This is a genomic window from Pseudomonas sp. Sample_23 (assembly GCF_004307595.1).
GTDB classification, from domain to species: domain Bacteria; phylum Pseudomonadota; class Gammaproteobacteria; order Pseudomonadales; family Pseudomonadaceae; genus Aquipseudomonas; species Aquipseudomonas atacamensis.
Map to the genome: position 1 here is coordinate 26,025 of NZ_RCNX01000048.1, position 26,609 is coordinate 52,633.

A 26,609-nucleotide genomic window follows, 5' to 3' on the forward strand; every position below is an offset into this window, starting at 1 on the left:
ATCCACCCCCTCCTCGGCCTCGCCATGAGCCGATTCGCCGCACCACGCCGGTAAAAATTTCCCTATAATGCCGCCCTATACGGGTCAGCAATATTCCCTTACAGGGAGCAAAAGCCATTCTGAAGCCCCGCAACAGTGCCCGACGCTGATTGCGCCCATCAGAGGCTCTCGGGACCCGTCAAAATTTCTGTTTATTTGCCTGCGTGCAGCGCTGCAAAAAACGACATCCAACGCGGCTTGTTTGGCCGTGTGAAAAACCAACCCTTCAGGTTTCACACGGGCACAAGCCCTCACGCAGGAGACGACACGTCATGCTGAGCTGGGACGAATTCGATAAAGAAGACAGTGAAGTCGCAACCGTGAAAGGCGCCAATGCCGGCCACGCAAGCGAAGCCAACATGGACCGCCTCGACAACGCCGGCGGCGCCGCAGCGCTGGAAGCCCGCGCCGTCACCGCCGACGACTCGGCCGCCGTGGCCCGCGCCAAGGCTGCACTGAACTCCCTCGACGTCGCCGAAGGCCTCGCCGAACTCGAAGGCGCCTCCGCCCGTGTCGCCGTTGACGAAAAGCGCATGATCAACTGCCGCGCCGACCTCAACCAACTCGTGCCATTCAAGTACGACTGGGCCTGGCAGAAGTATCTGGACGGTTGCGCAAACCACTGGATGCCGCAAGAAGTCAACATGACCGCCGACATCGCCCTCTGGAAAAACCCGGAAGGCCTGACCGACGACGAGCGCCGCATCGTCATGCGCAACCTCGGCTTCTTCTCCACCGCCGACTCCCTGGTTGCCAACAACCTGGTCCTGGCCGTGTACCGCCTGATCACCAACCCGGAATGCCGCCAGTACATCCTGCGCCAGGCTTTCGAAGAAGCGATCCACACCCACGCCTACCAGTACTGCATCGAATCGCTGGCCATGGATGAAGGCGAAATCTTCAACATGTACCACGAGATCCCATCGGTCGCGAAGAAAGCAGCCTGGGGCCTGAAGTACACCCGCTCGATCTCCGATCCGAAGTTCGAAACCGGCACCCCGGAAACCGACAAAGAGTTGCTGCGCAACCTGATCGCCTACTACTGCGTTCTGGAAGGCATCTTCTTCTACTGCGGCTTCACCCAAATCCTCTCCATGGGCCGCCGCAACAAAATGACCGGCGTCGCCGAGCAGTTCCAATACATCCTGCGCGACGAATCCATGCACCTGAACTTCGGCATCGACGTGATCAACCAGATCAAAATCGAAAACCCACACTTGTGGGATGCTGAGATGAAGGAAGAAGCGACCCAGATGATTCTGCAGGGCACCCAGCTGGAGATCGAATACGCCCGCGACACCATGCCTCGCGGCGTACTGGGCATGAACGCGGCGATGATGGAGGACTATCTGAAGTTCATCGCTAACCGTCGTTTGTCGCAGATTGGTTTGAAAGAGGAATATCCTGGGACGACTAACCCGTTCCCTTGGATGAGCGAGATTATGGACTTGAAGAAAGAGAAGAATTTCTTTGAGACGCGCGTGATCGAATACCAAACTGGTGGTGCTCTGAGCTGGGACTAATAGTCTCGCTTGGCATGATTTGACGATTGCGGTTTGAGTCGGCGAATCGAGAAAGCAAAAAGCCCCGATCTGATCGGGGCTTTTTTATGGGCGATCGGTGAGCCTTTTTACGCCTACGTCACAGCGCTCAATCTCCTACAGCACTTACAGTCGCTTCCCATTGAAGCCTGCTGCGAGCGCTACTAAGCTCTGTGGCAGGTGCCTAAGAAACGCCCAACGTAGAAAGCTTCGTCAGTGACACAGACGCGTAATTCGTCGGTGACAACTGCTCTGCTCGTTGGGATTTTTTAAGTCCGCTCTACGTTGGGGTCAGGCCCGCCCAAAATCCATAACGTAGAGGTCATAGATATGTCGGATCCATGCTCGGTAACTGTTTTCTCTCGCCACAACCTTTCTCTACATGCCCTTCTACTCGAAAGTCAGCCATGGTTCTCCGCCCGGGATGTTGGCCGTTTGATGGGCTTCCACCTGAATGATCGGGTGGTCCACAAGCTAGATAGCGATCAACGCCGCGTCATGCGGATCGAGTACTTTCGAGAACCAGAACAGCATCTGATGCTCAGTGAATCGGGGGTGTATGCGCTATTGATCTATCACTACGTACCGGGAAATCGGTTGCTGCGTGAGTGGTTGACCAATGAGGTAGTGCCGACATTGCGCGATGCGCAGGATTCGGGGGATTCACATCGGCCAATGTTGAGTTTGTTGGATTGGCCGGAAATGTCTTTGAGTTTGCTGCATTGGCAAGATGAGGGCTGGATTCGGCTTCGGGATATGCCTTATCTGTTAAATGATCAAAATCCACGTCGAGCTTCGGTAGAGAACTCCTGGTGGCGAAGGGTCACGCAGGTGTTTCAGTCTTCGAAGCATTCGATGGGTTAGCGATGTGGTTGTCGGATCTCGAGAGATCCGTCGCTATTTTCTGTAGGAATTTTCCTAGACAGCCGTGATGGCCACTCAGTATCGTCCGAGGGTTTTCAACCCTCGGCGATTTTATGAGCAACAAGAAAAAAGACACTGACTGGACTGTTGCTGAGATTGAGGCAGCGGTTGACACCTATCTCAGAATGCTTGATTTAGAGCTCGCGGGTCACAAATTCAACAAGGCACATGAGAATCGCGAACTACGCGCATCAGCCTTGTCGACTCGTACAAAAGGCTCTGTCGAATTCCGAATGCAGAACATTTCCAAAGTCCTGATGACGATGGATCGGAAACCCATTAAGGGTTACAAACCGGCGGAAAACGTTGGTTCGAACGTTGAGCAGTTAATTCGAATAGCTCTCACAAATCGCGGCTTCCAGCCGGGCGACCCTGCTATTCCGACAGCCGACGAAGAAACACTAGAGCGTCGCGCTGCTGCAATTCAGAAGAAACATATAAAGGAGCCACCGAAAGGCATAAAGAAACCAAAGAAAGCGTCAAGTACTCGCACGGTTTACGTTCGCGATCCCGAGGTTAGAGCTTGGGTTCGAAATGAAGCCGAGGGGCATTGCGAAGGCTGTGGCGACCCGGCTCCGTTTCAGATGCATGATCTGCCGTTTCTTGAAGTCCACCATGTCAAACCACTTGCAGATAAGGGTTCGGATCAAGTTTCGAACGCTGTAGCACTTTGTCCGAATTGCCATCGTCGTTGTCACCATTCAAATGATCGCGTGGCGTTTACAGCTTCGCTTTATACAAGGGTGAAAAGGCTGATTCCGGAGGGATAAAGCTCTGTCACTAGGGAGAGTTTTTGCTACTGACTGGGTGTCTGGATTCGGTGATGAGTTGATACCACCAATTCACCAACAGGCTGCCTCCCACAAATCCCGCATCATCCTGAAAACAATCAGTGCAACCCGCGCCGCCTCCCGCTATTAATACCCCTCCCCAACTCAAGGATCCGAGCCCCACCATGAAATTCGATCTCGCCTACTGCCTCAGCCTCGACGACAAGTTGTCGATCTATGATGTTCGCGATCTCAATTTCGATGAAACGGTGGCGTTTGACTCGGCGAAGGAACACTTCCAGTGCCCCAACGATGCCTGTCGTGCGGCGTTCGAGGCTTCCAATGAGTTGGGTACATTCAATGCCAAGAATGTGAATTACGTGCGCACGCCGCACTTCAAGAATCTGCCCACGACGCAGCATGTGGCGGGTTGTCCGTATGTGAGTTTGAAGGCGTCGGCGTCTGGTGTTGAGACGGCGGATGGCGAGGTGGATGACGGGCGTGAGGAGCATTTCCCATCGGAGTTATTGCTGACCCGGCGTGAGTATGTACGCAAGCCTGTCACGCCAGCGGGGGCGGCGGATGTGTTGCGCGATGATCCGGTTCGGATGGTGGCAGACAGTGGTAAGGAGTCAGCGAGTCGTGAGTCGGCGCCGGACAAGACCAGTGTGTTTGCGCATCCGGTGGAGTGTTTTGTTTCCAACTTCGCCGACAAGGAGTTGCTCAAGCGCATGCCGTTGAAGATTGGCGAGCATACGGCGCCGTACAGTTCGTTCTTCAAGAAGATCGAGTATCTGACGGACAACAAGGGGCTGATTTACTGGGGGCGGATCAAGAAGATCGAGGACTTCCACAGCGCCAGTTTTCGTATCGATTTCGAGGACAAGGTCTGGTTCAAGAAGCCCGAAGACAGCAAGAAGAAGCCGTATCCGGTCAGCGTTTATCTGAACAAGAAGCTGATCGACAACTACCGCAAGCGCAAGGCGTTTCTGGAAGAGATCAAGCACGCGGTGGATAGCGACAAGGCGTTGTTCTGTTTCTTCTATGGGGTGACGCCGGAGTTGAAGCAGGTGCCCGGCAAGAAGAACCCCGAAAAGCCTTTCGAGGTCTTCAATGCCAATATCGAGAACCTGGATCACTTCATTATTCGTGAAGCGCCGGGGTTGGAGTGATGGCTAGCCTTGGGGCAGTTGCAGTTTTACGGCGCCAGGGTGTTGTTTGACTAGGGAGTACGGCAGGATCGACCAGTCAGGTCTATCACAAGAGCGTTGCACGCGAGCGAAGTACGCGCCGAGGTACAAGCCCTTCTCGGTGAAGTACCAAGGTGAAGTCCCCCAGATGCTTTCGTCCTGGAAGTTGCAGTCGTCATCTCCCGTCGGTGTCTTCATTTCTGTGGGGTACAGGGCCGTGAATTGTTTGATCACCCACGGCACCAACTCTTTGCTGACGTACTGATAGCGCGCGTTACTTTCGTCCTTGCTCAGAGGTTCGTCGCCCAAGCTGTCGCGTTCGGCATGTAAAAGTGGTTTGCCCTCACCGACCCACAGCACATCTTCGAGGGACAGCGGGTGGCCGGTTTTGACGTCAATGTTGAGCGGTGAATCGCCGAAGTCTGGATGCGCGCCGCCGCAGTAATAGCTGGTCGAGATGTTCAGGCTGACCACGGCTGGCGAGATCATTTTCGGTTGCACCTGTTGCATAAATTCGACGTTTTCGCCGCCCTGCAGCTGGCAGCCGTGGTAACTGATGACTTCATTCCAGAGGCGTCCAAGCAACTGCTGGTTAACCCGTTGCTGATCATCTTTCGACAATCCGGACTCCACGCTGAACAGGGAAATCTTTGTCTCAGGCTCTGTCCACCATTGCAGGTCGTAGCCCATGAAGTTTTCTTTCTTCGCCGGTTTCAGTTTGAGTCCCAGCAGGCGCAAATACTCGTAAGGCTCGCTGTAGGGCAAAGCGGCAATGAACGGCAAAGTTGATGAGGTGGGGGCGGTAAGTCTGGCCTCGATGAGTTTCACTGGCAGCTTCTTGCCCTGCGGACTTTTCCATTCGCCCTGCCAGCCGCTGCCGGTTTCTTCCAGTTCCAACGTTGACAGCGGCTTTTCGTCACCATAGCGATTATTGCCCTCGGTCAAAGTCAGCGTGCTGTTCTGCAACGCGCCACTGAGCGGCAAATCACGATGGTATTTTTCGTAGAAGTACCGACCGGTTACTTCGTCCTGCTGCGTGATATTGAGCTCTACGACGATCGGCATTTTGCCCAACGTGCCGGTGAACACGCGTCGGCCATCATCGGCGTGGACACTTGGAATCAGCGAGAACAGCACAGCAGCGCATGGCGCCAGGCGCATCAGTCCCTTGAGCATTGATCGTTCCTTGAAAGAGTCGGATGTCGCGCCGGCATTTGAGGGCCGGCGCGGATAAATTCGCGGCGATTATGGCGGGGTTGTGGTCGGGAATCGAGGGGCTGCGCATGGAAGTAAACGCGACATCAAGGCAGTTGCAGTGCAACCCCGCCCGGATGTTGTTTGACGATTGTGTACGGCAGAACGCTCCAGTCGACGAATCCGCAGACCGCCGCGACGTGGGGAAATGATGGCTCGAGCTTGATGCCCAGCTCCGTGAAGTGCCAACCGGGAAATTGCCAGGGATAACTCTCGTCGTAGTTGCAGTCGTTTTCACCTTCGGGGGTAACGGTCATTTCACTGGAGTAGAGTTTCAGCAACTGCGCGACCAGCCAGGGTGCCAGTTCCTCACTGCGGTAGTTAGACCAGGAATCAGACGAGCCGGACGCCTCCCCGCCGAAGTCGCCCTCTCGTTGGAAATGCAATGGCTTGCCCTGCCCCACCCACAAAACATCATCAAGGGTCAGGAGTCTGCCTGTTTTAGTGTCGAAGTTGAGCGCATCCTGGCTTTGATCCGGATAGGCACCGCCGCAGAAATAATCTGATGAAATCAGAACACTCATCACTGTTGACGACATCCACAGTGGTTGGCTCGACTGCGCGTAACTGCCTGAACATCCATAAGACGACAATACCTCGCTCCACAAACGCGCCATCAATTGTTGGTTGATGCGTCGACGCTCTTCAAGGGAATAACCCGAGACCACTTCAAACAGAGAAGTGCCTGTCTTCGGCTCGCTCCACCACTGCAGCGTGTAGCCCATGAAGGTGTCGATGTTGCCTTTTTTGAGTGTGACGCCCTGCAGCCGCAGGTATTCATAAGGGTACTTGTCGTGAAGTGTGGTGAAAAAGGGCAAGGCATCATCCGCTACATCGGGGATGACGGCTGGCTGTAACTTGATCTTCAGGCTTTTCCCAGCGGTGCTCGTCCACTCGCCATACCAACCATCAGTTGTCGGCCGCAGACGCAAGGTCGGGCGTGAGTCGTCTATCCGCGAGCCTTCTTCCAGCACAAGCGTTTCCCCGTCCAGAGCACCGTCGAGTGGTAGATCCTTGCGGTACTTCTTGTAAAAGTAACGTCCCTCTCCGGTACGAGGATTTATTTCGAGGACGATAGACGATTTACCCAACGTGCCGGTGAACAACTGCGCGCCGGTCTCGGCCCAAGTTGCCGTCGAGACAAAAGAACCCGTTAGAAGAAAAACAGCAAAAAGACGTAACAGTCCTCGGTACATCACTTCATCCTTGAATAAGCGAGCAACTGCCCGCGAAAGTAGCTGCGGATTATGGCGAGCTTGCGCGCTGGAATCGAGCGCCGTCGCGCTCAGCTCAAGCACATGCTGATCATCACCACCATAAGTAAACCGATGTACACGCGCGCATGCACCCGATCCGGTATTCGCCCTATCCACGGCGCAGCCAATCTGATCCCCAGCAACGAACCAACCGTCAGCAGCGCAAACGCCAGCACATCGACATACCCGATATACCAGGCACCCAAATCAGACTCAGTGAAACCGGCCAGCGCCATGTACGTCAACGTCCCGGCCAACGCTACCGGCACGCTGAGCGGATTGGCCATGGAGGTCGCTTGCGACATGCTCAGCCCGCAGCGGCGCAGCAGCGGAACGGTCATAACGCTTCCTCCTACGCCGAGAAACGTCGCGATGGCGCCGATGCCTACGCCGCCGGCGGATGTTTCCGTCGTGGTCAGTCGCCGTGGGATTATCGTTTGGGACTGTGTGAGAAATCCTCGGCGCAGCAGGCAATCGACGATGGTCACGCCCAGGTAGGCGATGAAGGCGTAGCGGATCACTTGGCCGCTGACCCACATCGCAGCGATGGCGCCGACGATCGCGCCCCCGCCGATAAACCCGGCCAATGGCCAGAGGTAGTCCCGGAGCAGATTGCCCGCGCGCTGGTGTTTGCGTGTAGCGATCAGGGCGTTGACGATCATCACGCAGGTCGAGGTGGCCACGGCGATGTGCATGGCCGACTGGGCGATGGGGTCGTCGGCTGCGTGGCTGGCGGTGAGCATGCGATAGAGCAGCGGCACGATGACGAAGCCGCCGCCGAAACCGAAGAGCACGGCGCTGATGCCGGTGAGGCAACCGAACAATGTAAGCAGGAGATAGAACATGGTGGGCTTCCAGGATCGGGGGAGCCCAGGACATTAGAGCGTGATGCACTGGCCGGCTTCAGTAGTTGGGCCAATAATGTTCGCGTTTACGCCAATCGCTGGAACACGCCTGATGCGCAATATTTCGATCAATCAGCTTGATGCCACGCCTCGCCCGGTCGTGGCCATCGGTACCGATTATTCCCACGGCCACCTACTCCCGTTTCATACGCATCGCCGTGGGCAATTGCTCTACGGCGCAACAGGCGTGATGCAAGTCAGCACTCGGAACGGTAATTGGGTGGTGCCGCCGCAACGCGCGGTGTGGATTCCGCCGGGCGTGGCCCATGAGGTGTTGATGCTCGGGGTGAGCACGCGCAGTGTGTATGTCGAACCGGGCAACGTGGATCTGGGGCCGGACTGCCAAGTGCTCAATGTGTCGCCGCTGCTGCGGCATTTGCTGATGGAAGCGGTGGACGTGCCACTGATGTACGACCAGGCCGGACGCGACGGTGTGCTGATCAACTTGCTGTTGCATGAACTGGCACGCAGCGCGCCCCTTGCCCTACACATTCCCATGCCAGCCGAAGGAAAGCTCCTCAGTCTGTGTCAGACCTTTCTGAACATGCCCAACACCCATCAATCCCCGCAGGATTGGGCCGATCAGTTACACATAAGCTTGCGTACCTTTAACAGATTGTTTCGGCAACAGATCGGGCTCAGCTTTCGTCAGTGGCGTCAGCAGGCGTGCGTCGTGCAGGCGTTGGCACGGTTGGCGGCGGGGGAAGCGGTGACGCGGATTGCCTTGGACTTCGGCTACGAGAGCCCGGCGGCGTTTTCGACGATGTTTCGGCGCGTGCTGGGACAGGCACCGTCCGTCTGGTTGGAGCCGACGAACTAGGCAAATTCGAAAAATGCGTTTGATCCCGGCCGAAAACAACTGTACAAAAACACAGTACATTTTCAATCAGCACTTTTGAGCCCGGAGCACACCATGGCCTCTCTTGCGATGAACCACGTCCTCGAACGCATTGCCCTTTTCCAGTTCACCCCGACCCACTGCGTCCAGGCCCGCGCCATGCTGGGCTGGAGCGTTGAACAACTGTCGCGCGAGGCCGAAGTGGCGGTGGCAGATATCCAGCGGTTCGAAGCGCAGCAGGACGTGGCGGACGCCGCAAGGCTGGCACTGGCTTATCGGTTTGAAGCGCAGGGGTTGGTGTTCTTCCCGGGGTTTGCACCGGGGCGCAGTGTCAGGGCACAGGGTATGGCGGGGGAATCGGTGGGGCGTGGGGATTTTGCGATGGCTGAATAAGGAGCGCTAAGGATGGACATCGAAAGAAGCACGGGCAACATCTACGCAGATTTGGGACTGCAGGGTGCAGATGAAATGCTGATCAAATCGGGATATGCGACAAAAATGGCCGCGTTGATCAAGACTGCCAACCTGAACGAATCTGAAGCGGCGCAAATTACTGGCATCACCTTGGAAACACTAAGTCAGATACTTCGTGGAAAATTCAGGGATTTGTCAGTCGCTACGATGGAGGATTACCACCGGCGAATGAAGGAAATGGGAATCTGATTCATCCGGTTCGCACCGAGGCGAACCGGATGAAATCGTCAGGCGTTCTGCACTAGCGCCTCCCCCTCCTCTTCAACCGCCATCCACCACGCACTCCCCCGTTGTGGATGCGCAAGGTTGAACGCCTCCCCCATCCGCGGTGTGGTAATCGCAATACTGCGTTCCCATGCAAGCGCAAGGATGCGGTCAAAAGGTTCGTGCCAGGCGTGCATGGCCAGGTCGAAGGTGCCGTTGTGGATCGGGAAGAGCCAGCGGCCCTTGAGGTCGATGTGGGCTTGCAGGGTTTCTTCCGGTTGCATGTGCACGTGGGGCCATTCGACGTTGTAGGCGCCGGTCTCCATCAGGGTCAGGTCGAACGGGCCGTATTGTTCGCCGATGCGTTTGAAGCCGTCGAAGTAACCGCTGTCGCCGCTGAAGAAGATTCGTGTGTCGGCGTCGATCATCACCCATGACGCCCACAGCGTGCTGTTGCCGTCGAACAGGCCACGGCCGGAGAAGTGCTGCGATGGGGTGGCGATGAAGCGGATACCGGCGATTTCGGTGCCCTGCCACCAGTCGTACTGGCGCACCTTGCTGGCGTCGATGCCCCATTTGATCAGGGTGTCGCCCACGCCCAGCGGAGTCAGGAAGTAAGTGGTTTTGGCGGCGAGTTTGAGTACCGCTTCGTAGTCGAGATGGTCGTAATGGTTGTGCGAGAGGATCACCGCTTCGATCGGTGGCAGCTCGTCAATGCTGATCGGTGGTTGGTGGAAGCGTTTCGGGCCAGCCCATTGCACTGGCGAGGCGCGCTCGGCGAAGACCGGGTCGGTGATCCAGAATTTGTCGCGCATCTTCAGCAGCAGCGTCGAGTGCCCCAAGCGGTAAACGCTGTGATTGGGCGCTGCGAGCAGATCTTCGCGAGTAAGCGGCTGCACAGGAATGGCGGCGCTCGGACGGGTGTCGCGCGGTTTGTGGAAAATCATGTTCCACATGATCCGCAGCATTTTGCGCAGGCCTTCGCGCTGAACCGGCGCATGATTGCGAAACAGCCCTTGATCCTGGCGCGAGGCTTCAGGCGTGGGTGTGTTGTCCGGGAGAGAGACTGGATTGGCCATGACTGAACGACTCCGAAAAACCGTGTGCTGCACGGTATTCCACGGGAAATGAAAATGGCCAAGCTGCACGCAAAGGCCAAACGCTCTGGTTTGTAAGGTGCGAGGATTAACGCAACATTACACTGAGCGGTGTAGTTTCTAGGTTGCATCAAAGCCGACGCCAAGTAAACTGCCGAGTGTAATTTCCCCCCTTCTCTGCCGAAGTCCGCTCATGACCGCTCCACAACGCCTCACCGACCGCAAACGCGAAGCCATCATCCAGGCGGCGATCGCCGAATTCCGTGCCCACGGGTTCGAAATCACCAGCATGGACAAGATCGCCGCCACGGCGGGGGTGTCGAAGCGGACGGTGTACAACCACTTCCCGAGCAAGGAAGAGCTGTTCGCCGAGATCCTTAATCAGTTGTGGGCGCGGATCATTGCCGAGCCGTCGGTGAGCTACGACCGCGAGCAACCGCTGCATGAGCAGCTGCGCCTGATGCTGCGAGAAAAAGTGCAGATGATGGCTGACGAGAATTTTCTCACCCTCGCCCGGGTGGCAATTGCTGCAACCATTCATTCCCCCGAACGTGCGCAGAACATGATCGAGCGCATGGGCGAGCGCGAGGAAGGCCTGACCGTCTGGATACGCGCAGCACAAGCCGACGGACGGCTCAAGCCGGTGGATCCAGAATTTGCCGCGCATCAAGTACAAGGTTTGCTCAAGGCATTCGCGTTCTGGCCGCAGATCTCGCTGGGTCGCGCGGCCCTTGATCCAGACGCGCAGAATGCAGTTGCCGAGTCGGCGCTGGAGATGTTCCTGGCACTGTATCAGCGGTGAATCACTGGTGCGGCGAGCCGCGTACAACTAATTTCGCAAAAAGTTATACAAAGTTGTGAAAAATTCCTTTCTTGTACAACTTTATTAAGTTTTGTATAAGTAGCCATCTGCCAGTAACGGAACGCTGGCATTGAGCAGTCACCACCGAATGCCGTCCGTGCATTTCGGTCTGCCGGCGCAGGAATAGGGACTGAATCCTTTTGATTTTCCCCACTTCCCGAGTATCGCAAGCATGTTTTTCAATCGCCAGAAAGCCGCCCTCGCTGAATTGCAACACACCGTTTTTGACCAAGCTGCGATGCTCGAAGCGATCAACCGTTCGATGGCGGTGATCGAGTTCGATCTTGATGGCGTGGTGTTGCGTGCCAATGACAATTTCCTCAAGACCATGGGTTACACGGCTGCCCAGGCGATCGGCCAGCCGCACCGGCATTTCTGCACGCCGGAATTCGGGCGCAGTGTCCAATACACCGAGCTGTGGTCACGCCTGAAAAACGGTCAGTTCCAGTCCGGCACCTTTGAACGGGTCAACAGCAAAGGCCAGCCGATCTGGCTCGAGGCCAGTTACAACCCGATCAAGGATGCGTCGGGACGGGTGATCAAAGTGGTCAAGTACGCGATGGATGTCACCGCCAAGGTGCAGCAGGAGAACGAGGCCAACGCCAAGCTGCAGGCGATCGATCGCGCGATGGCGGTGATCGAGTTCGATCTCGACGGCAACATTCTTACCGCCAACCAGAATTTTCTCTCGCGCATGGGTTACAGCCTCGCAGAGCTCAAGGGCCAGCATCACCGCCTGTTCTGCACCCCGGCGCTGGTCAACAGCGGCGCCTATCAGGATTTCTGGCGGCGCCTGAATCAGGGCGAGTTCTTCCACGGGCAGTTCGAGCGCGTGGATAAACGCGGTCAGATCGTCTGGCTGGAGGCCAACTACAACCCGGTCTACGACGCTTCGGGGCGTTTGTACAAAGTCGTGAAGTTCGCGTCTGACGTTACCGCCCGTGTTGAGCAACACGAGCAGGACGCGCGCAGTGCCAGCGCCGCTTATCACATCTCGGTAGCGACACGAAAAGTCGCCGAGCAAGGTACGCAAGTGATTCAACAGGCTGCCAGCGAAATGCGCGAAATCGCCGAGGACATCAGCCAGTCCTCAACGCTGATCGCACAACTGGGCGACCGCTCCGAGCAGATCACCGCCATCGTCAACACCATCCGCGCGATCGCCGATCAGACCAACCTGCTCGCCCTCAACGCCGCCATCGAAGCCGCGCGCGCCGGTGAACAGGGCCGCGGCTTTGCCGTGGTGGCCGATGAAGTACGGCAGCTGGCGGCGCGCACCAGCGGCTCCACCGCCGAGATCTCCACCATGATCAGTCTGATCCAGAGCGAAACACGGCAGGCGATCAAGAGCATGCAAGGCACCCGCGACCGCGCCGCAGAAGGCGTGGAACTGGCCAATCAGGCCGGCACGGTGATTCTGCAGATTCGCGATGGCGCCAGTGAGGCGGTGGATGCGGTGAGCATGTTTGCCAATGAGCGGGTGTCGAATTGAGGCTTGTGCAGGGTCGATAGAACGAGTCGCGACCTTCGTGGGCAGTCCGCGAAGGTCGGCCGCCACAACGCAGCGCTATAGTGACGACACGTCCCAAGCCCCGCCGAGTGCCCCATGAATAACGAAAAACCCGGAATGTCCAACGCCCCCATCGATCACCTGCGCTTCCACCGCCCCCACGCCCACCTGAATACGACCTTCGGCAACGATGCCTTCGCCCTGCGCGCCGAAGCCTTTGCGCGGTTCTTCGGCACGCCGCTGTTCCTGGGAGCGCAAACCTTGATCGTGGCGGTATGGATCGGCCTCAACGTATGGGGCGTGACTCAATTCGACGTCTACCCGTTCATCCTGCTGAACCTGGCCTTCAGCCTGCAGGCGGCCTACGCCGCGCCATTGATCCTGCTCGCGCAAACCCGTCAGGCCGCGCGCGACAAAGCGCAGGCCGACGCCGATGCGCAGCACCGCGAAGCGCTGGCATTGGCCAATACCGAACGTCAGGCTGACGCGGCGAAGAATTCCGCGCAATTGCTGGCGTTACTGGAACAAAACACCCGCCTTACCGAAATGACAAAAACCCTCACCGAGCGCATCGAAGGACTGACCAGCGAGTTGCACGCTCACGTGTGCCAGAGCTAAGGCCGCCTTCGCGAGCAAGCTCGCTCCCACATTGGATCAGAGGCATTCACGAAATCCCTGTGGGAGCGAGCCTGCTCGCGAAGAGGCCCGCAACCACACTGCAATACCTCAACCGCGCACCAGACTCCGCACCGCAACAATCTCCGGCACTTCAACCTTGCTCATGTAAACCCGCAACGGCTCGGTGATGTTGATCCGGTCGTCGATGTGTTGATCGAGCAGCAGCTGAATCAATTCGCGCTTGAGGGTCATGGTGGTGTCCGACGCCTTCGCCCAGACGAATTCACTGGCCGGGATGATGCCGTCGTCGGCCACGTCCATGCCGAATGAATCTTCGCTGAAGCGCACGATGTACTGGCCGGTTTTGCGGTTGAGGCCGACGAAGCCTTTGAGATCGTCGGCGGCCTGGCAGATGAGTTGGGAGGTGATGCGCATGGTAAACCTCACGAAAGATGATCGATGGTTTACACGCAGGGCAATGTAGCGGCGCGCCCTCTGCCGGGGCGTCAGCCGAGGGCAAGCGTACTGCAAACAGCGCCACAAAAGTGCAGGAAATTTCCGTTTTGCTCGGTTTATGTGGGTCTGGCGATAGCCCTGCGGCGCGTCAATTGTTAAAAGGTACGTCTCGAAAAAAACCTGCGAAAGGAACTCGACCATGCCTGCCACTTTTACCCGAAGCGCTCTGGTGCTGAGTCTGTTGTTCGGCCTCGGTCAGGCGCATGCCGCCAGCCACCCGGAGCCCAAGGCAATCGCTGCCGCCCATGGCATTCCGCATCCGGCGGTGATCGCCCACCGTGGCGCGTCGTTCGATGCCCCGGAGTCCACCGCTGCGGCCTACAAACTGGCCCGTGACCTCGGCGCCGATTACCTGGAAATGGATTTGCAGCGCAGCAAGGACGGCGTGCTCTTCGCCCTGCACGACGACAACCTGCAACGCACCACCGACGTCGCCAGCAAATTCCCCGAGCGCAAGGACAGCCCGGCCACCGCGTTCACCATGGCCGAACTGAAAACCCTCGATGCCGGCAGCTGGTTCAACAGCAAATATCCTGACCGCGCACGCCCCTCGTACGCCGGGCTGAAGATTCTTACCCTCGATGAAATCATCGACATCGCCCGCGCCAACCCGCAGCACAAGCCGGGCCTGTACATCGAAACCAAAGAGCCGCAGCTGTTTCCCGGCATCGAACATGACCTCAAGGAAAAACTGCAGGATCGCGGCTGGCTCAGTCCGGCCGGTTCGAAACTGGCGAAAAGTGCGCTCGGCGTCGGTCAGGGCAAAGGCAAGGTGATCCTGCAGACCTTCGATAAGAACAGCCTGCAATTGCTGGAAAAGGAAATGCCGCAAGTGCCGAAGATCCTGCTGTTGTGGGTCGGCGAAGGCAGCATCGAGCCTAAATCCGCCGTGACGTTTGCCGCGTCCGGCGAGAAAGACAAAAACGTTTTCTACGGCAAGCAGGAACCCAAGTCAGAGGCGGAATTCAAGCAATGGGTCGACTACGCCAAGGCCCAGGGCGCGATCGGCACTGGCCCTTCGGCGAAGCTGACCCAGGGTGGTGATCAGAGTTACTCCGACCTGGTGCAACCGTGGATGAACCAGTACACCCACGATCAGGGCATGCTGGTGCATGTTTATACGGTCGACGAGGCGGTGGACTACGAGAAAGTCATGGCAGCGGGTGTCGACGGCATCTTTACCAACCGCGCCAGTGAACTGTTGAAGTTTTACAAGCGTCCGGCTGTTGGCAGTGTTGATGAGGTTCTGAAGAAGAACGGTTTCTAAGTTGTTATCGAGTCGCCTGCTTCGCGAGCAGGCTCGCTCCGACAAAGAGCAGTTTTATCGCGAAGCAGAGATTTAAGGGTGAGTTAAGTTGCGCTGGTTAATCTGAACCCACTTACACAGATCAACCACTTCAACGCACTGCCAAGGAATGAACCGATGAAAACTTTGACTGCCCTGTTTACCGCCGCTGCCCTGACCCTCACCGCTGGCCTGGCTCAGGCTGATGTTCGCATCGACCAGATCCCGCAACTGGTCAAGGACGGCAAGATCAAGTCGCTGGAATCGATGAACGCCGAAGCACTGAAACTGCACCCGGGCGCAACGATTACCGACACCGACCTGGATAACCACTTCAATGGTTACGAGTATGAAGTTGAACTTAAAACTGCTGACGGCAAAGAGTTCGACGTGGACTTTGATGCCACCACCGGTAAAGTGCTGAGCGACAAGCAAGACACTTGATAGACCGCTGTTAAAGAGCCGCACGATTTAACGATCGTGCGGCTTTTTTGTGGCTGCGGATTGGCGCGCAAACTTTGTGTGGTCTGTGAAATCGATCCCCCTCACCCCAGCCCTCTCCCCCAGGAGAGGGAGCCGATTTGCGGGCCGCTCAAACCCGAGTTCGACTCGGTATTGCAAGTTCGGTGCAATTCACACATTCCCTGCGGCCAGTCCCCTCTCCCTCCGGGAGAGGGTTAGGGTGAGGGGCTGACAAACCGCCACCCAAAATCAAGCACTCAACCGCGCCGTCACCTCATTCAACTGCCCCGACAACCCATGCAGGTTCTGACTGGCACTTTCAGTGCGCTGCACGTTGTCGAGGTTGGTGCTGGCAATCGCAGTGATTTCAGTCAGGTTGCGCGAGATATCCTCGGCCACTGAAGTCTGCTCTTCTGCCGCCGTGGCGATCTGCCGGTTCATGTCGCGAATCGCCTCCACCGCCAAGGTGATGCGCTCCAGCATCGCGCCGGCCTGGGTCACCTGTTCGACGCTTTCATCACTGCGCGCCTGGCCGCTCTCGATAGCCTGCGCGGCATCGACAGCGCCGGTCTGCACGTTCTGAATGATCTGGTTGATCTCGATGATCGACTCCGCCGTGCGCTGGGCGAGGTTGCGCACTTCATCGGCGACGACGGCAAAACCACGCCCGGCCTCACCCGCACGCGCCGCTTCGATGGCTGCGTTGAGCGCCAGCAGGTTGGTCTGTTCGGCGATGCCACGAATCACTTCCAGCACCTTGCCGATACGACCGCTGTCGGTTTCCAGGCGACGGATCACCGTGGCGGTGTTGGCGATTTCGCCGCGCATCTGCGTGATTGAGTGAATGGTGGTCTGCATGACCTTTTCACCCTGCTGCGCCGAGTGATCGGCATCGTCCGCAGCGCGCGCGGCATCGGCGGCATGACGGGCGACTTCCTGGGCGGTGGCGGACATTTCATTCATCGCCGTGGCCACTTGATCAGTGCGGTTGAATTGCTCGCTGGTGCCGCCGGCCATGGTCGTGGCAATGGCGTTCAACTCGCCGCTGGCGCTGTCCAGATCACCGGCGCTGCGTTGCAAGCGAGTGAAGGTGTCCGCCAGAAAATCGCGCAGAGTGTTCGCTGCGGCGGCGAGGTTGCCCAGTTCATCGCGACGCTCGCTGACAACACGTACGGCCAACTGGCCACGGCTCAAGCGGGTGACGTAATCGATGAGGTTGCGGATCGGCTCGATCAGGTTGCGGCTGACCAGCCACAGGCTCAGCAGACCGATCAACAAGCCCGACGCGAGCATCACCAGCAGCCCCAGCCACACGGTGCGCTCAGCGCTGGCGCTGATCAACGCCGATTGCGCGGTGCCCTGCTCGCGCAGCTCGGCGACCAGTGCGCTCATCTGCTCGCTGGTGGCGCGGTCGACGCCTTTGACCGCTGCGTCGCCGGCGCTCGGATCACCACCGGCAGCGACGTAGGCATCGCGGCCTTTCTGGTAGGCCGCGCCCAACTGGCGATGCTCCTCGCGCAATCGTTCGATGCGGGATTTGAGAGTTGCCTCGATGCCTTTCTGGCCGGCCAGTTCGCCGAGAATATTCTGCACGTCGCGCTGACGCTCTTCGAACTGGCTCCAGTATTTCGCCAGGTCCGCCGGTTGCTTGCCGCGCAGCAGGACGTTTTTCCATTCCTGCACCTGCACTTTGAATTGCAGGTTGGCTTCATCGATCAGTTGCGACGTGTGCAACGGGCCGGCGATCAACTGGCTATAGCTTTGCACGCCGTTGGAGAGGAAATGAAAGCAGGCCAGCGCGATCAACAATATCGCCAGCAGACTGCCGCTCAGCAGGGCGAGAATTTGCGTTCTCAGGGATTTTTGCAGCATTGCAAGGTACTCGAAGCAGGGATGAGGCACGCCCGAGCGGACGTGAAAAATGGCCGGACTTCCCTGTCGACACACCATGACCGAAAGCCAATGGCGCGCAACCTAACTCAACCGAGATCGGCGCGCCAGAGCGCTTCTTGAGAATCTTCCGACAGTCGGTAACGCGTTGATTTGCAGTCACTTTGCTGTCACAAAACGGTCATGTTGGCTTGCGATGATGCCGCTCAGGTGAACCTGAAAATCCCCCACCAGACACCCTCCTCGCAGCGAGCCGCCATGAACCACAGCCTCGATATCAGCCATCGCGCCCCGGACCTGTTTGGCTTGCTCTACGGCTTTCGCTTCCTGCCCGGGGAGCGCGGGCGCGAGATCGATTCGGCGACGGCTTTGCGCTGCTTGCAGGACGAAGGCGACAGCGAAGAATTTCTCTGGCTGCACCTGAACCTGGCCCACGCCGCGTGCGAGCGCTGGATGAAAAGTCATCTGCAATTGCCCGACGAATTTTTCGAGGCGTTGCACGAAGGTTCGCGTTCGACACGTATCGAGCATGTCGATTCGGCGCTGCTGGCGGTGGTCAACGATGTGGTGTTCAACCTCAGCAGCATGGTCTCCTCCGACGTGTCGACGCTGTGGGTCTGCGTGCGCAGCAAACTGATCGTCAGCGCGCGCCTGCAACCGCTGCATTCGGTAGATAAATTGCGTTCGTCGGTGAAGGCCGGCGAGTGCTTTCGCTCGCCCTCGGAACTGCTCGTGCATTTGCTGCGCGATCAGGGCGAAGTGCTGACGCAGATCGTGCGCAAGACCAGCCTGAGTGTCGATCAGGTCGAAGACGAACTGCTCTCCTCGCGCCTGTCGACCAACCGCGCCGAACTTGGCGCCAACCGTCGCGTGCTGGTGCGTCTGCAACGGCTGTTGGCGCTGGAGCCGGGTTCGTTGCTGCGCCTGCTCAATCGTCCGCCGCCGTGGTTGCAGAAGGAGGACGTCAAGGAGTTGCGCAAATCCACCGAGGAGTTTGCGCTGATCATCAACGACCTCACCGCCCTCGGCGAACGCATCAAATTGCTGCAGGAAGAAATCGCCGCCAACCTCAACGAACAGAGCAACCGCACGCTGTTCACCCTGACGGTGGTGACAGTGCTGGCCTTGCCGATCAACATCATTGCCGGTTTTTTCGGGATGAATGTCGGCGGTGTGCCGCTGTCCCAGGATCCGCACGGATTTTGGGTACTGGTTGCGCTGGTGGCGACGTTCACCGTGATTGCCGGGCGCTGGGCGTTTCGCAAGCGTGGCGATTACTGAGCGCAAATCCCACACACAAGACAGTCCTCTCTGTGGGAGCGAGCCTGCTCGCGAAGTCGGTGTGTCAGATAAATCAATGTTGAATGACATGGCGCTTTCGCGAGCAGGCTCGCTCCCACAGTTCGGGCCAAGGTGAGCAGTCAAAGCGTTGAACGAACAACATCGCCGAGCCAATCCATAAACACCCGCACCCGCAGCGGCAAATGCCGTTGCCGCGCGTACAACAACGAAATCGCCATCGGCGGTGCGGTGTGTTGCGGCAGTACGGTCACCAGTTCGCCATTTTCCAGATGCGGCTGCATGCCGGTGCGCGGTACCTGCGTCAGGCCGAAGCCGCCCAGGCACGCCGCTTCATAGGCGTCGGTGCTGTTGACCGTGACACTGCCCGCCATCGCCACCCGTCGCACTTCGCCACCCTCCTCATACACAAACCCTTCCGAACGCGAGCCCAGTACGCCGACGTAATGCACCAGCCGATGCTGCGCCAGATCCTCGATGGTCTGCGGCACGCCGTAACGTTGCAGGTAAGCCGGGCTGGCGCAATTGACCATCGGGAAGTCGCCGAGATGCCGGGCGACCACCGACTGATCCGGCTGCGCGCCGATGCGCAACACGCAGTCGAAACCCTCGCTGAGCAGATCGACGCGGCGGTCGGTGCTGCTGATTTCCATCTGCAGATTCGGGTGGCGATCCATGAATTCCGGCAGGCGCGGCATGATCAAGCGTCGCGCGAGGATGTTCGGCATATCGACGCGGATGCGCCCGGTCAGCGAAGCCTCGTCCTGACGGAACAGCCCTTCGATTTCATCCATGTGCGAGAGCAAGTCCTTACTGCGCTCATACAGCACCAGTCCATCCTGAGTGGCCTGCACCTTGCGCGTGGTGCGCTGCAACAGCCGCGTGCCGAGCAAGGCTTCGAGTGCCTGCACCTGTTCGGACACTGTGGAGCGCGGCAGGCCGAGGCTTTCCCCGGCGAGAGTGAAACTCGACAGTTCGCTGACCCGGACGAAGGTGCGCAGCAGTTCCAGTTTGTTCATGACAAGCCCCGGTGATTGTTCGGCTGAGCCGATCAGTGATTCCGCTTTTGCCGTGTTTATCACCTCAGGGCGGATAAATAAACTTCTTCCATCCCCACTCAACGCAATCGAGGAAGTCAGCATGAACCGCAAAATCGCACTGATCACTGGCGCCAGTCGTGGCCTCGGCCGCAGCGCCGCTCTGCACCTCGCCGCGCAAGGCATCGACATCATCGGCACCTACAACAGCCGCGCCGACGAGGCCCAGGCGCTGGTCACTGAATTGCAGGCACTCGGCGCGAAAGCGGCGATGCTGCAACTGGACGTCGGCCACAGCGAAAACTTCGCCGCGTTTGCCGCGCAGGTTGAACAGGTATTGGGGCAAACCTTTGAGCGTCAGCGCTTCGATTTCCTGATCAACAACGCCGGGGTCGGCGTGCATGCGCTGTTCAGCGAAACCACTCCGGAGCAGTTCGATCTGCTGATGAATGTGCAGTTGAAAGGGCCGTTTTTCCTGACTCAGCAATTGCTGCCGCTGATCAATGACGGTGGGCGCATCGTCAATATTTCCAGCGGCCTGACCCGCTTCAGCCTGCCGGGTTACGGCGCTTACGCGGCAATGAAAGGTGCTATGGAAGTGCTGACGCGTTATCAGGCGAAAGAGCTTGGGGCGCGGCAGATTGGCGTGAATATCCTGGCGCCGGGTGCGATTGAAACCGATTTTGGCGGTGGCACGGTGCGCGACAACAGCGCGGTCAACGCGATGGTTGCCAGCAACACTGCGCTGGGTCGTGTAGGGCTGCCGGATGATATTGGCGGTGCACTGGCGCTGCTGCTGTCGGAGGGTGGACAGTGGATCAACGGTCAGCGGGTCGAGGCGTCTGGCGGCATGTTTCTCTGACCTCAACCAACAGACCGTTTGTGGCGAGGGGATTTATCCCCGCTGGGCTGCGGAGCGGCCCCAAAATCGGGTCTGCTACGCAGCCCAACGGGGATAAATCCCCTCGCCACAGGGCTACCTCAGCTTTCATATGTGCGGCGGGCCATGAAGCGCTCGCGCAGTACGTCATAACCCCAGTGGTAGACATAGGTGTACGGCAGGAAGAACAGCAGCACGCCGATGTCGAGCAACAACGCCTGCCACAGGCTGACCGACAGCCACCAGGCAATCAGCGGCACGCCCATCACGATCAATCCACCTTCGAACAGCAATGCATGAACTACACGGACCCAGGCGTTGTGCGGCAGATTCATCCGCGCCAATGCACGGTCGAAAAAACGGTTGAACACCACGTTCCACGCCAGCGCCAACAGCGCGATCAACACGGTCACCGCGCCCATGTCGAGCAGCGGCTTTTGCATGATCCAGGCGAGCAGCGGCGTGCAGATCAGGATCGCGAGAAACTCGAAACCAACTGCCTGGAAAACACGTTCGGTGATGGACTTGTGGGCAGTCATGGCCTGACTCCTTGTTTGACGATGGTTGCCATGATCAAACTTAATACCGATACTTCATAACCAATAACCATCGATCAAGGCGATAGTTCATGGCTTCGCAGGAAGTGCTGCTGGCGTTTGTCCAGGCAGCGACGCAAGGCTCGTTCTCGGCGGCAGCGCGCAAGTTGGGCCGCTGTCAGTCGACCATCAGCGCCGCGGTCGCCAGTCTCGAGATTGATCTGGATTTGCAGCTATTCGACCGCAGCAGCCGCAAGCCCACGCTCACCCCCGCCGGCCACGTGATGCTGCAAAAAGCCGAGGCGATTCTGGCCGCCACCAGTCGTCTGGAGATGAGCGCGCGGCAATTGGCGCAAGGTGTGGAACCGAAGCTGACGGTGGCGATTTCCGATACCTACCAGTCGTATCGTTTCGAGGCGGCGCTGGTGGATTTCGAGCAGCGTTATCCGGAGCTTGAGCTGGAATGCCTGATTGCCGAATGCGAAGACCTGATCGAACTGGTCCAGCGCGGCCGGGCGCATCTGGCCTTCGCGGAAATGCAGGACAACTACCCGCCGGATCTTGTGACCTCCACTGTGGCCGAGCGCACGGAGATAGCCCTGTTCGTCAGCCGCGAGCACCCATTGGCGAAGCTTGAGCATGTGGATCAGCAGATCCTCGAGCAACATCGCGAATTGCGGCTGGCGACCATCGTCAATCCCTACGACAGTCGCGGCAAAGGCCGGGTGTGGTCGGCGCCGAGTTACCTGATGCTGCTGGAAATGGCGGAAAAAGGCTTTGGCTGGGCACCGCTGCCGAGGTGGCTGGTGCAGCGTTATGCCAATGATTTGCTGATAGAGCTCGACGTGCGCGGTTGGCCGAAACCGGTGTTTGTCGACGCCTTGTGGTCGCGCTTGTATCCCCCGGGGCCGGCAGGGAGCTGGTTGCTCAGCAAGATGCTCGAATAAGCGCTTGAAATCAAAAGCCCCTCACCCCAGCCCTCTCCCGGAGGGAGAGGGGGCCGACCGAAGTGTCTGGCGTTATGCATCGACCTGAAAAACCTTATCGATTATGGATTCAAGACAATTCGTTCAAGTCGGTGAATCCCTCCAATATCCCCCAATCAGTCCCCTCTCCCTTTGGGAGAGGGGGCCGACCGAGGTGTCTGGCGTTATGCATCGACCTGAAAAACCTTATCGATTATGGATTCAAGACAATTCGTTCAAGTCGGTGAATCCCTCCAATATCCCCCGATCAGTCCCCTCTCCCTTTGGGAGAGGGTTAGGGTGAGGGCAATCCACAGGCTGCCCACACTAGCCAGAGCGCCAAGGTCAGAGCATTTCGAGCGCCATGATACGTGCTCGAATAAACCGCCGCTCCGGCTCCTGCCGCGTCAGCTCCAGCGCCCGCTGATACGCGGCCCGCGCCTGCTCCACCCGGCCCAACTGCCGGCAAAACTCCGCCCGCGCCGAATGCGCCAAGTGGTAATCCTGCAACTCGCCCCGAGTCAAAATCCCTTCAACCAACAACAACCCGGCCAACGTCCCATCACGTTTGGCCACCGCCACCGCCCGGTTCAACTCGATCACCGGCGACGGCACCGCGCGCAGCAGCACGTCATACAGACCGACAATCTGCTGCCAGTCCGTTTGCGCCGCCGACGGCGCTTCCGCATGCACCGCTGCAATCGCCGCTTGCAGGCAGTATGGCCCAAAGCGTCGCGTACTCAGCGCGCGCTCGACCAGCGTGCAACCCTCAGCCATCAACCGGGCATCCCACAACGAGCGATCCTGATCGTCGAGCAATACCAGTTCACCGCTCGGCGAGGTTCGTGCCGGCCGGCGTGATTCATGCAGCAGCATCAGCGCCAGCAGACCCATGACTTCCGGCTCAGGCAGCAACTCCATCAACAAGCGCCCCAGCCGAATCGCTTCGCGCGTCAGATCCTCGCGGGTCAGCTCGGCACCGACCGAGGCCGAATAGCCTTCGTTGAACACCAGATAAATCACACGCAATACGCTGTCGAGGCGCTCGGGTAATTCGTTCAGCGTGGGTACTTGATAGGGGATTTTCGCGTCGCGGATCTTGGCTTTGGCGCGGACGATGCGCTGGGCAATCGCCGCCGGCGCCGAGAGAAAAGCGCGGGCGATTTCCTCGGTGGTGAGGTCGCAGACTTCGCGCAAGGTCAGCGGCACCTGCGCATCCGCCGCCAGTGCCGGGTGGCAGCAGGTGAAGATCAGCCGCAAGCGATCGTCTTCCACGTCTTCGCCACTCCAGTCAGCCTGCTCCAGCTCATCGAGTTGCGCCAGCAGCAGCGGTTGCGACGCCTTGAACCGCGCGCGCCGGCGCAGCACATCGATGGCTTTGAAACGTCCGGTGGAGACCAGCCAGGTGCGCGGGTTGTCTGGCACGCCGTCGCGTTGCCAGCGCTCGACTGCGACGAAGAACGCCTCATGCAAGGCTTCTTCGGCGAGGTCGAAATCACCGAGCAGGCGGATCAGCGTGGCCAGAATCCGCCGCGAATCCTCGCGGTAGACCTGCTCGACCCGCGCCCTGACGTCAGACATTCAACTGCCGCACGGGGCGCACTTCAACGCTGCCGACCCGCGCTGCCGGAATGTTGCCGGCGACCTGAATCGCTTCGTTGAGATCCTTGGCATCGATCAGGTAAAAACCGGCCAGTTGCTCCTTGGTTTCAGCGAAAGGCCCGTCGGTGATCGACAACTTGCCATTACGCATCCGTACGGTGGTGGCGGTTTCTACCGACTCCAGCGCTTCGGCGGCGATCATCCGCCCGCTGCCCTGAATCGACTCGGCGTAGGCCCAGCATTCGGCGTCTTCCGGGCTGCCCGGCGAGGTGTGCAGCAGGCGTTCATCGCTGTAGACCAGGCATAGGTATTTCATGGCGATCTCCTGATTCGAACGGATCAACTATGGCTGAAGATCAGGGGGTTACATCGAACAGCGTCGCGCCGCTCATCGGATCGAACGGTGCCGACCAGTGCTCATGGGCAATCTTCCACGCCCCGCCGACCTGCCGATAACAGGCGGTCACGCGCATCCAGCAACTCTGGGTTTCGCCCTTGTCGTTGGTGCCGCCGCAATTGGCCACCCAGTGGGCGAAAGCGATGTTGTCGGCGCTTTCGATGGCGATTTCGTGGAACTCGAAGATGTGCGGACCGGGGCACATTTCCATGCACTCGACCCAATGCGCGCGGTACGCCGCTTTGCCTTTGAATTGCAGGGCCTTGATCGCATCGAACGAGACGATGTCGTCGGCGTACAGGGCCATGACTTTTTCGACGTCCTTGGCCATTACTGCTTCGCGGTAGGTGTTGATAAGGGTCTGGATTTCGCTTTGTGCGCTCATGGTGTTCTCCGTGGTTTTTGTTGTGAAGACGTCCTTAGTCGTTTGCCCTTTGCGTAGATCGACAGGGCAAACAAAAAAATTTCGCCGACAACAATGTCGCTAGAATCCGAGCTTCAATCCTTGTAGGAAAAAGGAAATTCCCGTGTCAGCCCAACTCGTGCCTTACGACAGCCTCAGCCCTTTGCAGCGCGAGCAAGTCGAGTCGATTGAAATTCACCCCGAGCAGATCAAATTCTCCGGCGACATCCACGGTGCCTTGCACACCCTGCTGTCGAAGCCCGGCCCTGGCGTAAAGGGTTTTGCCCTGCTGGCGGACGACGTACCGGTAGCGTTTCTGCTGCTCAAGCGCCCGCCGGTATTGCCCGACTGGGCCGACGAACACAGCGCCACATTGCATGCTCTGCAGGTCGATCGGCGCGCGCAGGGCAAGGGTTACGGCAAGGCGTGCCTGCAAGCGCTGCCCGCTGTCGCCCGCGAGGCGTGGCCGGAGATCAAGGGGCTGGAATTGTCGGTGGACGCTGATAACGAGGCGGCGATTGCGCTGTATGCCAGGCATGGCTATGTCGACAGCGGCGAAGCGTACAAGGGCCGGATTGGGTACGAGCGGCGGATGGGGCTGTTTTTTTAAATCGTAGAGGGATAAACGATGATCGATTCGATAGAAGCATTGGAAGCCATTTACGGCCGGCCCCACGAACGCGCCGTGCGCAAGCAGATCGGCTTTCTCAACGAGGATTATCAGGCGATGGTGCGCCTGTCGCCGCTAGTGATCGTCAGCTCGGTGGGGACCGATGGCCTCGATAACTCGCCGCGCGGTGATGCGCCGGGGTTTGTTCGGATCATTGATCAAAACACGTTGGCCCTGCCGGATCGCCCGGGCAACAACCGCATCGATACCTTGCGCAATGTGCTGCACGATTCGCGGGTGTCGCTGCTGTTCATCATTCCCGGGATCGGCGAAACATTGCGGGTCAATGGCACGGCCCTGATCAGCGATGAACCGGCGTTGCTGGAGAGTTTCGCGGTGAATGGCAAACCGGCGAAAACTGTCTTGCTGGTGACGGTGGACGCGGCGTTTTTTCACTGCTCGAAAGCCTTTCTCCGCTCGGAGGCGTGGAATCCCGAAACGCACCTGCCGCGCTCGGCCTTGCCATCTGCTGGCGCATTTCACAAGCGCCTGAATGACGGCCAGTTCGACGCCGACACCTACGATCGGGAAGCGCCGAAACGGGTGCGTGAAAGCCTTTACTAACCGCGCAACTACAGACACCTCAAAACCCTGTGGGAGCGAGCCTGCTCGCGAAGGCGTCGTGTCAGTCGACACTTGCTTCGCTGAAATACCGCTTTCGCGAGCAGGCTCGCTCCCACAGTTTTGATTGAAGTTCAGAGGGTCAGGATCATCTCGTGCCATGCCATGCCGCCGTGGTCGGACTCGGACGGTTTGATGTAGGCAAAGCCAAAGCCGGCATACAGCGCAATGTGCTGCTCTTTGCACATCAGGTGAATCGTCGCTTTGTCCATCGCACGCATGCGCTCGATGAATTCGCCGAGCAGGCGCTTGGCCAGGCCCTGCCCTTGGTAATCCGGGTGCACCACCACCGACATGATCACCACGTTCGGGCCTTTCGGGTCGTGGCCGATCAGTTCCTTGAACGCCTCGTCGGACATCTGCACGTCGAACGCCGCGCCGGAATTGATGAAACCGGCCACCACGCCGTCCACCTCGGCGACGATGAAGCCGTCCGGCCAGGTGGCGATGCGCGTGGCGATCTTTTCACGGGTGGCGGCTTCGTCGCCTTCGTAGGCGACGGTTTCGATGGCGTAGCAGCGGTCGAGGTCGGCGGCGCTGACGTTGCGGATCACGGTGTTCATG

General features: G+C 58.6%; 29 protein-coding genes. 17 read left to right on the forward strand and 12 right to left on the reverse strand.

The features are described 5' to 3' along the window. Window positions 1-311 precede the first annotated feature (311 nt). The 4 genes from D8U82_RS12650 to D8U82_RS12665 all read left to right on the forward strand — a co-directional run bounded on the left by D8U82_RS12650 (window position 312) and on the right by D8U82_RS12665 (window position 4,446). On the forward strand, window positions 312-1,562 hold the full coding sequence (locus tag D8U82_RS12650) for a ribonucleotide-diphosphate reductase subunit beta (protein WP_016773579.1): 1,251 nt from the start codon (window positions 312-314) through the stop codon (window positions 1,560-1,562). A 348-nt stretch (window positions 1,563-1,910) separates the two neighbouring features. Further along, window positions 1,911-2,444, forward strand: a complete 534-nt coding sequence (locus D8U82_RS12655; protein ID WP_130902295.1) for a Bro-N domain-containing protein — start codon at window positions 1,911-1,913, stop codon at window positions 2,442-2,444. A 113-nt stretch (window positions 2,445-2,557) separates the two neighbouring features. After that, window positions 2,558-3,274, forward strand: a complete 717-nt coding sequence (locus D8U82_RS12660; protein WP_125926460.1) for an HNH endonuclease signature motif containing protein — start codon at window positions 2,558-2,560, stop codon at window positions 3,272-3,274. A 185-nt stretch (window positions 3,275-3,459) separates the two neighbouring features. Next, window positions 3,460-4,446, forward strand: a complete 987-nt coding sequence (locus D8U82_RS12665) for a hypothetical protein (RefSeq protein ID WP_130902296.1) — start codon at window positions 3,460-3,462, stop codon at window positions 4,444-4,446. Window positions 4,447-4,449: 3 nt separating this feature from the next. On the opposite strand, the gene D8U82_RS12670 is transcribed toward D8U82_RS12665, so the two are convergent. The 3 genes from D8U82_RS12670 to D8U82_RS12680 form a co-directional block, all read right to left on the reverse strand. Next, the gene (locus D8U82_RS12670) at window positions 4,450-5,640 is read right to left on the reverse strand and encodes a hypothetical protein (protein WP_125926458.1); all 1,191 of its coding nucleotides are present in this window, start codon (window positions 5,638-5,640) and stop codon (window positions 4,450-4,452) included. Window positions 5,641-5,765: 125 nt separating this feature from the next. Further along, window positions 5,766-7,016, reverse strand: a complete 1,251-nt coding sequence (locus tag D8U82_RS12675; protein ID WP_223630880.1) for a hypothetical protein — start codon at window positions 7,014-7,016, stop codon at window positions 5,766-5,768. Continuing rightward, window positions 7,004-7,819, reverse strand: a complete 816-nt coding sequence (locus tag D8U82_RS12680; protein ID WP_125926457.1) for a sulfite exporter TauE/SafE family protein — start codon at window positions 7,817-7,819, stop codon at window positions 7,004-7,006. The genes D8U82_RS12675 and D8U82_RS12680 overlap by 13 nt, the downstream gene beginning before the upstream one ends. 112 nt (window positions 7,820-7,931) lie before the next feature. Here D8U82_RS12680 and D8U82_RS12685 point away from each other — a divergent pair, with 112 nt between their 5' ends. From D8U82_RS12685 to D8U82_RS12695, 3 genes are all read left to right on the forward strand, one after another. Continuing rightward, a complete protein-coding gene (locus tag D8U82_RS12685; protein ID WP_130902297.1) occupies window positions 7,932-8,699 on the forward strand; it encodes a helix-turn-helix transcriptional regulator in 768 nt (255 codons plus the stop codon). Between the two features lie 93 nt (window positions 8,700-8,792). Beyond that, window positions 8,793-9,110: a hypothetical protein gene (locus tag D8U82_RS12690; RefSeq protein ID WP_039758012.1), complete on the forward strand. Its 318-nt coding sequence runs from the start codon at window positions 8,793-8,795 to the stop codon at window positions 9,108-9,110. Between the two features lie 12 nt (window positions 9,111-9,122). Then, a complete protein-coding gene (locus tag D8U82_RS12695; RefSeq protein WP_122691415.1) occupies window positions 9,123-9,380 on the forward strand; it encodes an XRE family transcriptional regulator in 258 nt (85 codons plus the stop codon). A 38-nt stretch (window positions 9,381-9,418) separates the two neighbouring features. On the opposite strand, the gene D8U82_RS12700 is transcribed toward D8U82_RS12695, so the two are convergent. Further along, window positions 9,419-10,474: an MBL fold metallo-hydrolase gene (locus D8U82_RS12700; RefSeq protein WP_125917208.1), complete on the reverse strand. Its 1,056-nt coding sequence runs from the start codon at window positions 10,472-10,474 to the stop codon at window positions 9,419-9,421. 211 nt (window positions 10,475-10,685) lie between these two features. On the opposite strand from D8U82_RS12700, the gene D8U82_RS12705 reads away from it, so the two are divergent. The 3 genes from D8U82_RS12705 (at window position 10,686) to D8U82_RS12715 (ending at window position 13,482) form a co-directional block, all read left to right on the forward strand. Continuing rightward, entirely contained in the window at window positions 10,686-11,294 is a 609-nt protein-coding gene (locus tag D8U82_RS12705) for a TetR/AcrR family transcriptional regulator (RefSeq protein WP_016773570.1), read from the forward strand. A 232-nt stretch (window positions 11,295-11,526) separates the two neighbouring features. Next, the gene (locus tag D8U82_RS12710) at window positions 11,527-12,846 is read left to right on the forward strand and encodes a PAS domain-containing methyl-accepting chemotaxis protein (protein WP_130902298.1); all 1,320 of its coding nucleotides are present in this window, start codon (window positions 11,527-11,529) and stop codon (window positions 12,844-12,846) included. 135 nt (window positions 12,847-12,981) lie between these two features. Continuing rightward, a complete protein-coding gene (locus tag D8U82_RS12715) occupies window positions 12,982-13,482 on the forward strand; it encodes a DUF1003 domain-containing protein (protein ID WP_241664202.1) in 501 nt (166 codons plus the stop codon). 108 nt (window positions 13,483-13,590) lie between these two features. Here the strand turns inward: D8U82_RS12715 and D8U82_RS12720 are convergent, their stop codons facing one another. Continuing rightward, the gene (locus tag D8U82_RS12720) at window positions 13,591-13,917 is read right to left on the reverse strand and encodes a DUF2025 family protein (protein WP_130887352.1); all 327 of its coding nucleotides are present in this window, start codon (window positions 13,915-13,917) and stop codon (window positions 13,591-13,593) included. A gap of 220 nt (window positions 13,918-14,137) precedes the next feature. Here D8U82_RS12720 and D8U82_RS12725 point away from each other — a divergent pair, with 220 nt between their 5' ends. Then, entirely contained in the window at window positions 14,138-15,265 is a 1,128-nt protein-coding gene (locus D8U82_RS12725) for a glycerophosphodiester phosphodiesterase (RefSeq protein WP_076563895.1), read from the forward strand. A gap of 156 nt (window positions 15,266-15,421) precedes the next feature. Next, window positions 15,422-15,727 (forward strand): PepSY domain-containing protein, encoded by a 306-nt coding sequence (locus D8U82_RS12730; RefSeq protein WP_016773566.1) that lies wholly within the window; start codon window positions 15,422-15,424, stop codon window positions 15,725-15,727. Between the two features lie 267 nt (window positions 15,728-15,994). On the opposite strand, the gene D8U82_RS12735 is transcribed toward D8U82_RS12730, so the two are convergent. Continuing rightward, window positions 15,995-17,617, reverse strand: coding sequence for a methyl-accepting chemotaxis protein (locus D8U82_RS12735; RefSeq protein WP_130887353.1), 1,623 nt, complete (start codon window positions 17,615-17,617; stop codon window positions 15,995-15,997). Between the two features lie 276 nt (window positions 17,618-17,893). On the opposite strand from D8U82_RS12735, the gene D8U82_RS12740 reads away from it, so the two are divergent. Further along, window positions 17,894-18,916: a transporter gene (locus D8U82_RS12740; protein ID WP_130902299.1), complete on the forward strand. Its 1,023-nt coding sequence runs from the start codon at window positions 17,894-17,896 to the stop codon at window positions 18,914-18,916. 140 nt (window positions 18,917-19,056) lie between these two features. On the opposite strand, the gene D8U82_RS12745 is transcribed toward D8U82_RS12740, so the two are convergent. Next, window positions 19,057-19,953, reverse strand: a complete 897-nt coding sequence (locus D8U82_RS12745; protein WP_016773563.1) for a LysR family transcriptional regulator — start codon at window positions 19,951-19,953, stop codon at window positions 19,057-19,059. 121 nt (window positions 19,954-20,074) lie between these two features. Between D8U82_RS12745 and D8U82_RS12750 the strand changes: the two genes are divergently transcribed. After that, a complete protein-coding gene (locus D8U82_RS12750) occupies window positions 20,075-20,833 on the forward strand; it encodes an SDR family oxidoreductase (RefSeq protein ID WP_130889002.1) in 759 nt (252 codons plus the stop codon). Window positions 20,834-20,952: 119 nt separating this feature from the next. Here D8U82_RS12750 and D8U82_RS12755 read toward each other — a convergent pair whose 3' ends face one another. Then, complete coding sequence (locus D8U82_RS12755; RefSeq protein WP_130889003.1) at window positions 20,953-21,390, reverse strand: multidrug/biocide efflux PACE transporter; 438 nt, start codon at window positions 21,388-21,390, stop codon at window positions 20,953-20,955. An 89-nt stretch (window positions 21,391-21,479) separates the two neighbouring features. Here D8U82_RS12755 and D8U82_RS12760 point away from each other — a divergent pair, with 89 nt between their 5' ends. Further along, window positions 21,480-22,334 (forward strand): LysR family transcriptional regulator, encoded by an 855-nt coding sequence (locus tag D8U82_RS12760; RefSeq protein WP_130889004.1) that lies wholly within the window; start codon window positions 21,480-21,482, stop codon window positions 22,332-22,334. Between the two features lie 363 nt (window positions 22,335-22,697). Here the strand turns inward: D8U82_RS12760 and D8U82_RS12765 are convergent, their stop codons facing one another. From D8U82_RS12765 to D8U82_RS12775, 3 genes are read right to left on the reverse strand one after another with little or no spacing between them, the layout of a single operon-like run. Beyond that, entirely contained in the window at window positions 22,698-23,933 is a 1,236-nt protein-coding gene (locus tag D8U82_RS12765; RefSeq protein ID WP_130888999.1) for an RNA polymerase sigma factor, read from the reverse strand. Then, window positions 23,926-24,270, reverse strand: coding sequence for a YciI family protein (locus tag D8U82_RS12770; protein ID WP_130888998.1), 345 nt, complete (start codon window positions 24,268-24,270; stop codon window positions 23,926-23,928). Before D8U82_RS12770 ends, D8U82_RS12765 begins: the two co-directional genes overlap by 8 nt. Before the next feature lie 40 nt (window positions 24,271-24,310). After that, window positions 24,311-24,736: a nuclear transport factor 2 family protein gene (locus D8U82_RS12775; RefSeq protein ID WP_024014040.1), complete on the reverse strand. Its 426-nt coding sequence runs from the start codon at window positions 24,734-24,736 to the stop codon at window positions 24,311-24,313. 142 nt (window positions 24,737-24,878) lie between these two features. On the opposite strand from D8U82_RS12775, the gene D8U82_RS12780 reads away from it, so the two are divergent. Next, the gene (locus tag D8U82_RS12780; protein WP_024014041.1) at window positions 24,879-25,364 is read left to right on the forward strand and encodes a GNAT family N-acetyltransferase; all 486 of its coding nucleotides are present in this window, start codon (window positions 24,879-24,881) and stop codon (window positions 25,362-25,364) included. 18 nt (window positions 25,365-25,382) lie between these two features. After that, window positions 25,383-25,988: a pyridoxamine 5'-phosphate oxidase family protein gene (locus D8U82_RS12785; RefSeq protein ID WP_130902300.1), complete on the forward strand. Its 606-nt coding sequence runs from the start codon at window positions 25,383-25,385 to the stop codon at window positions 25,986-25,988. Window positions 25,989-26,119: 131 nt separating this feature from the next. Here the strand turns inward: D8U82_RS12785 and D8U82_RS12790 are convergent, their stop codons facing one another. After that, on the reverse strand, window positions 26,120-26,608 hold the full coding sequence (locus D8U82_RS12790) for an N-acetyltransferase (RefSeq protein ID WP_016773555.1): 489 nt from the start codon (window positions 26,606-26,608) through the stop codon (window positions 26,120-26,122). Between the last annotated feature and the right edge of the window lies 1 nt (window position 26,609).

What these genes read in the sequence shown, in the direction of transcription:
- D8U82_RS12765 (WP_130888999.1), bottom strand. Translation starts at nt 23,933, where the DNA reads ATGTCTGACGTCAGGGCGCGGGTCGAGCAGGTCTACCGCGAGGATTCG.
- D8U82_RS12650 (WP_016773579.1), top strand. Translation starts at nt 312, where the DNA reads ATGCTGAGCTGGGACGAATTCGATAAAGAAGACAGTGAAGTCGCAACC.
- D8U82_RS12670 (WP_125926458.1), bottom strand. Translation starts at nt 5,640, where the DNA reads ATGCTCAAGGGACTGATGCGCCTGGCGCCATGCGCTGCTGTGCTGTTC.
- D8U82_RS12685 (WP_130902297.1), top strand. Translation starts at nt 7,932, where the DNA reads ATGCGCAATATTTCGATCAATCAGCTTGATGCCACGCCTCGCCCGGTC.
- D8U82_RS12745 (WP_016773563.1), bottom strand. Translation starts at nt 19,953, where the DNA reads ATGAACAAACTGGAACTGCTGCGCACCTTCGTCCGGGTCAGCGAACTG.
- D8U82_RS12755 (WP_130889003.1), bottom strand. Translation starts at nt 21,390, where the DNA reads ATGACTGCCCACAAGTCCATCACCGAACGTGTTTTCCAGGCAGTTGGT.
- D8U82_RS12680 (WP_125926457.1), bottom strand. Translation starts at nt 7,819, where the DNA reads ATGTTCTATCTCCTGCTTACATTGTTCGGTTGCCTCACCGGCATCAGC.
- D8U82_RS12770 (WP_130888998.1), bottom strand. Translation starts at nt 24,270, where the DNA reads ATGAAATACCTATGCCTGGTCTACAGCGATGAACGCCTGCTGCACACC.
- D8U82_RS12690 (WP_039758012.1), top strand. Translation starts at nt 8,793, where the DNA reads ATGGCCTCTCTTGCGATGAACCACGTCCTCGAACGCATTGCCCTTTTC.
- D8U82_RS12655 (WP_130902295.1), top strand. Translation starts at nt 1,911, where the DNA reads ATGTCGGATCCATGCTCGGTAACTGTTTTCTCTCGCCACAACCTTTCT.
- D8U82_RS12785 (WP_130902300.1), top strand. Translation starts at nt 25,383, where the DNA reads ATGATCGATTCGATAGAAGCATTGGAAGCCATTTACGGCCGGCCCCAC.
- D8U82_RS12700 (WP_125917208.1), bottom strand. Translation starts at nt 10,474, where the DNA reads ATGGCCAATCCAGTCTCTCTCCCGGACAACACACCCACGCCTGAAGCC.
- D8U82_RS12790 (WP_016773555.1), bottom strand. Translation starts at nt 26,608, where the DNA reads ATGAACACCGTGATCCGCAACGTCAGCGCCGCCGACCTCGACCGCTGC.
- D8U82_RS12715 (WP_241664202.1), top strand. Translation starts at nt 12,982, where the DNA reads ATGTCCAACGCCCCCATCGATCACCTGCGCTTCCACCGCCCCCACGCC.
- D8U82_RS12750 (WP_130889002.1), top strand. Translation starts at nt 20,075, where the DNA reads ATGAACCGCAAAATCGCACTGATCACTGGCGCCAGTCGTGGCCTCGGC.
- D8U82_RS12735 (WP_130887353.1), bottom strand. Translation starts at nt 17,617, where the DNA reads ATGCTGCAAAAATCCCTGAGAACGCAAATTCTCGCCCTGCTGAGCGGC.
- D8U82_RS12665 (WP_130902296.1), top strand. Translation starts at nt 3,460, where the DNA reads ATGAAATTCGATCTCGCCTACTGCCTCAGCCTCGACGACAAGTTGTCG.
- D8U82_RS12740 (WP_130902299.1), top strand. Translation starts at nt 17,894, where the DNA reads ATGAACCACAGCCTCGATATCAGCCATCGCGCCCCGGACCTGTTTGGC.
- D8U82_RS12760 (WP_130889004.1), top strand. Translation starts at nt 21,480, where the DNA reads ATGGCTTCGCAGGAAGTGCTGCTGGCGTTTGTCCAGGCAGCGACGCAA.
- D8U82_RS12775 (WP_024014040.1), bottom strand. Translation starts at nt 24,736, where the DNA reads ATGAGCGCACAAAGCGAAATCCAGACCCTTATCAACACCTACCGCGAA.
- D8U82_RS12730 (WP_016773566.1), top strand. Translation starts at nt 15,422, where the DNA reads ATGAAAACTTTGACTGCCCTGTTTACCGCCGCTGCCCTGACCCTCACC.
- D8U82_RS12720 (WP_130887352.1), bottom strand. Translation starts at nt 13,917, where the DNA reads ATGCGCATCACCTCCCAACTCATCTGCCAGGCCGCCGACGATCTCAAA.
- D8U82_RS12725 (WP_076563895.1), top strand. Translation starts at nt 14,138, where the DNA reads ATGCCTGCCACTTTTACCCGAAGCGCTCTGGTGCTGAGTCTGTTGTTC.
- D8U82_RS12705 (WP_016773570.1), top strand. Translation starts at nt 10,686, where the DNA reads ATGACCGCTCCACAACGCCTCACCGACCGCAAACGCGAAGCCATCATC.
- D8U82_RS12660 (WP_125926460.1), top strand. Translation starts at nt 2,558, where the DNA reads ATGAGCAACAAGAAAAAAGACACTGACTGGACTGTTGCTGAGATTGAG.
- D8U82_RS12710 (WP_130902298.1), top strand. Translation starts at nt 11,527, where the DNA reads ATGTTTTTCAATCGCCAGAAAGCCGCCCTCGCTGAATTGCAACACACC.
- D8U82_RS12695 (WP_122691415.1), top strand. Translation starts at nt 9,123, where the DNA reads ATGGACATCGAAAGAAGCACGGGCAACATCTACGCAGATTTGGGACTG.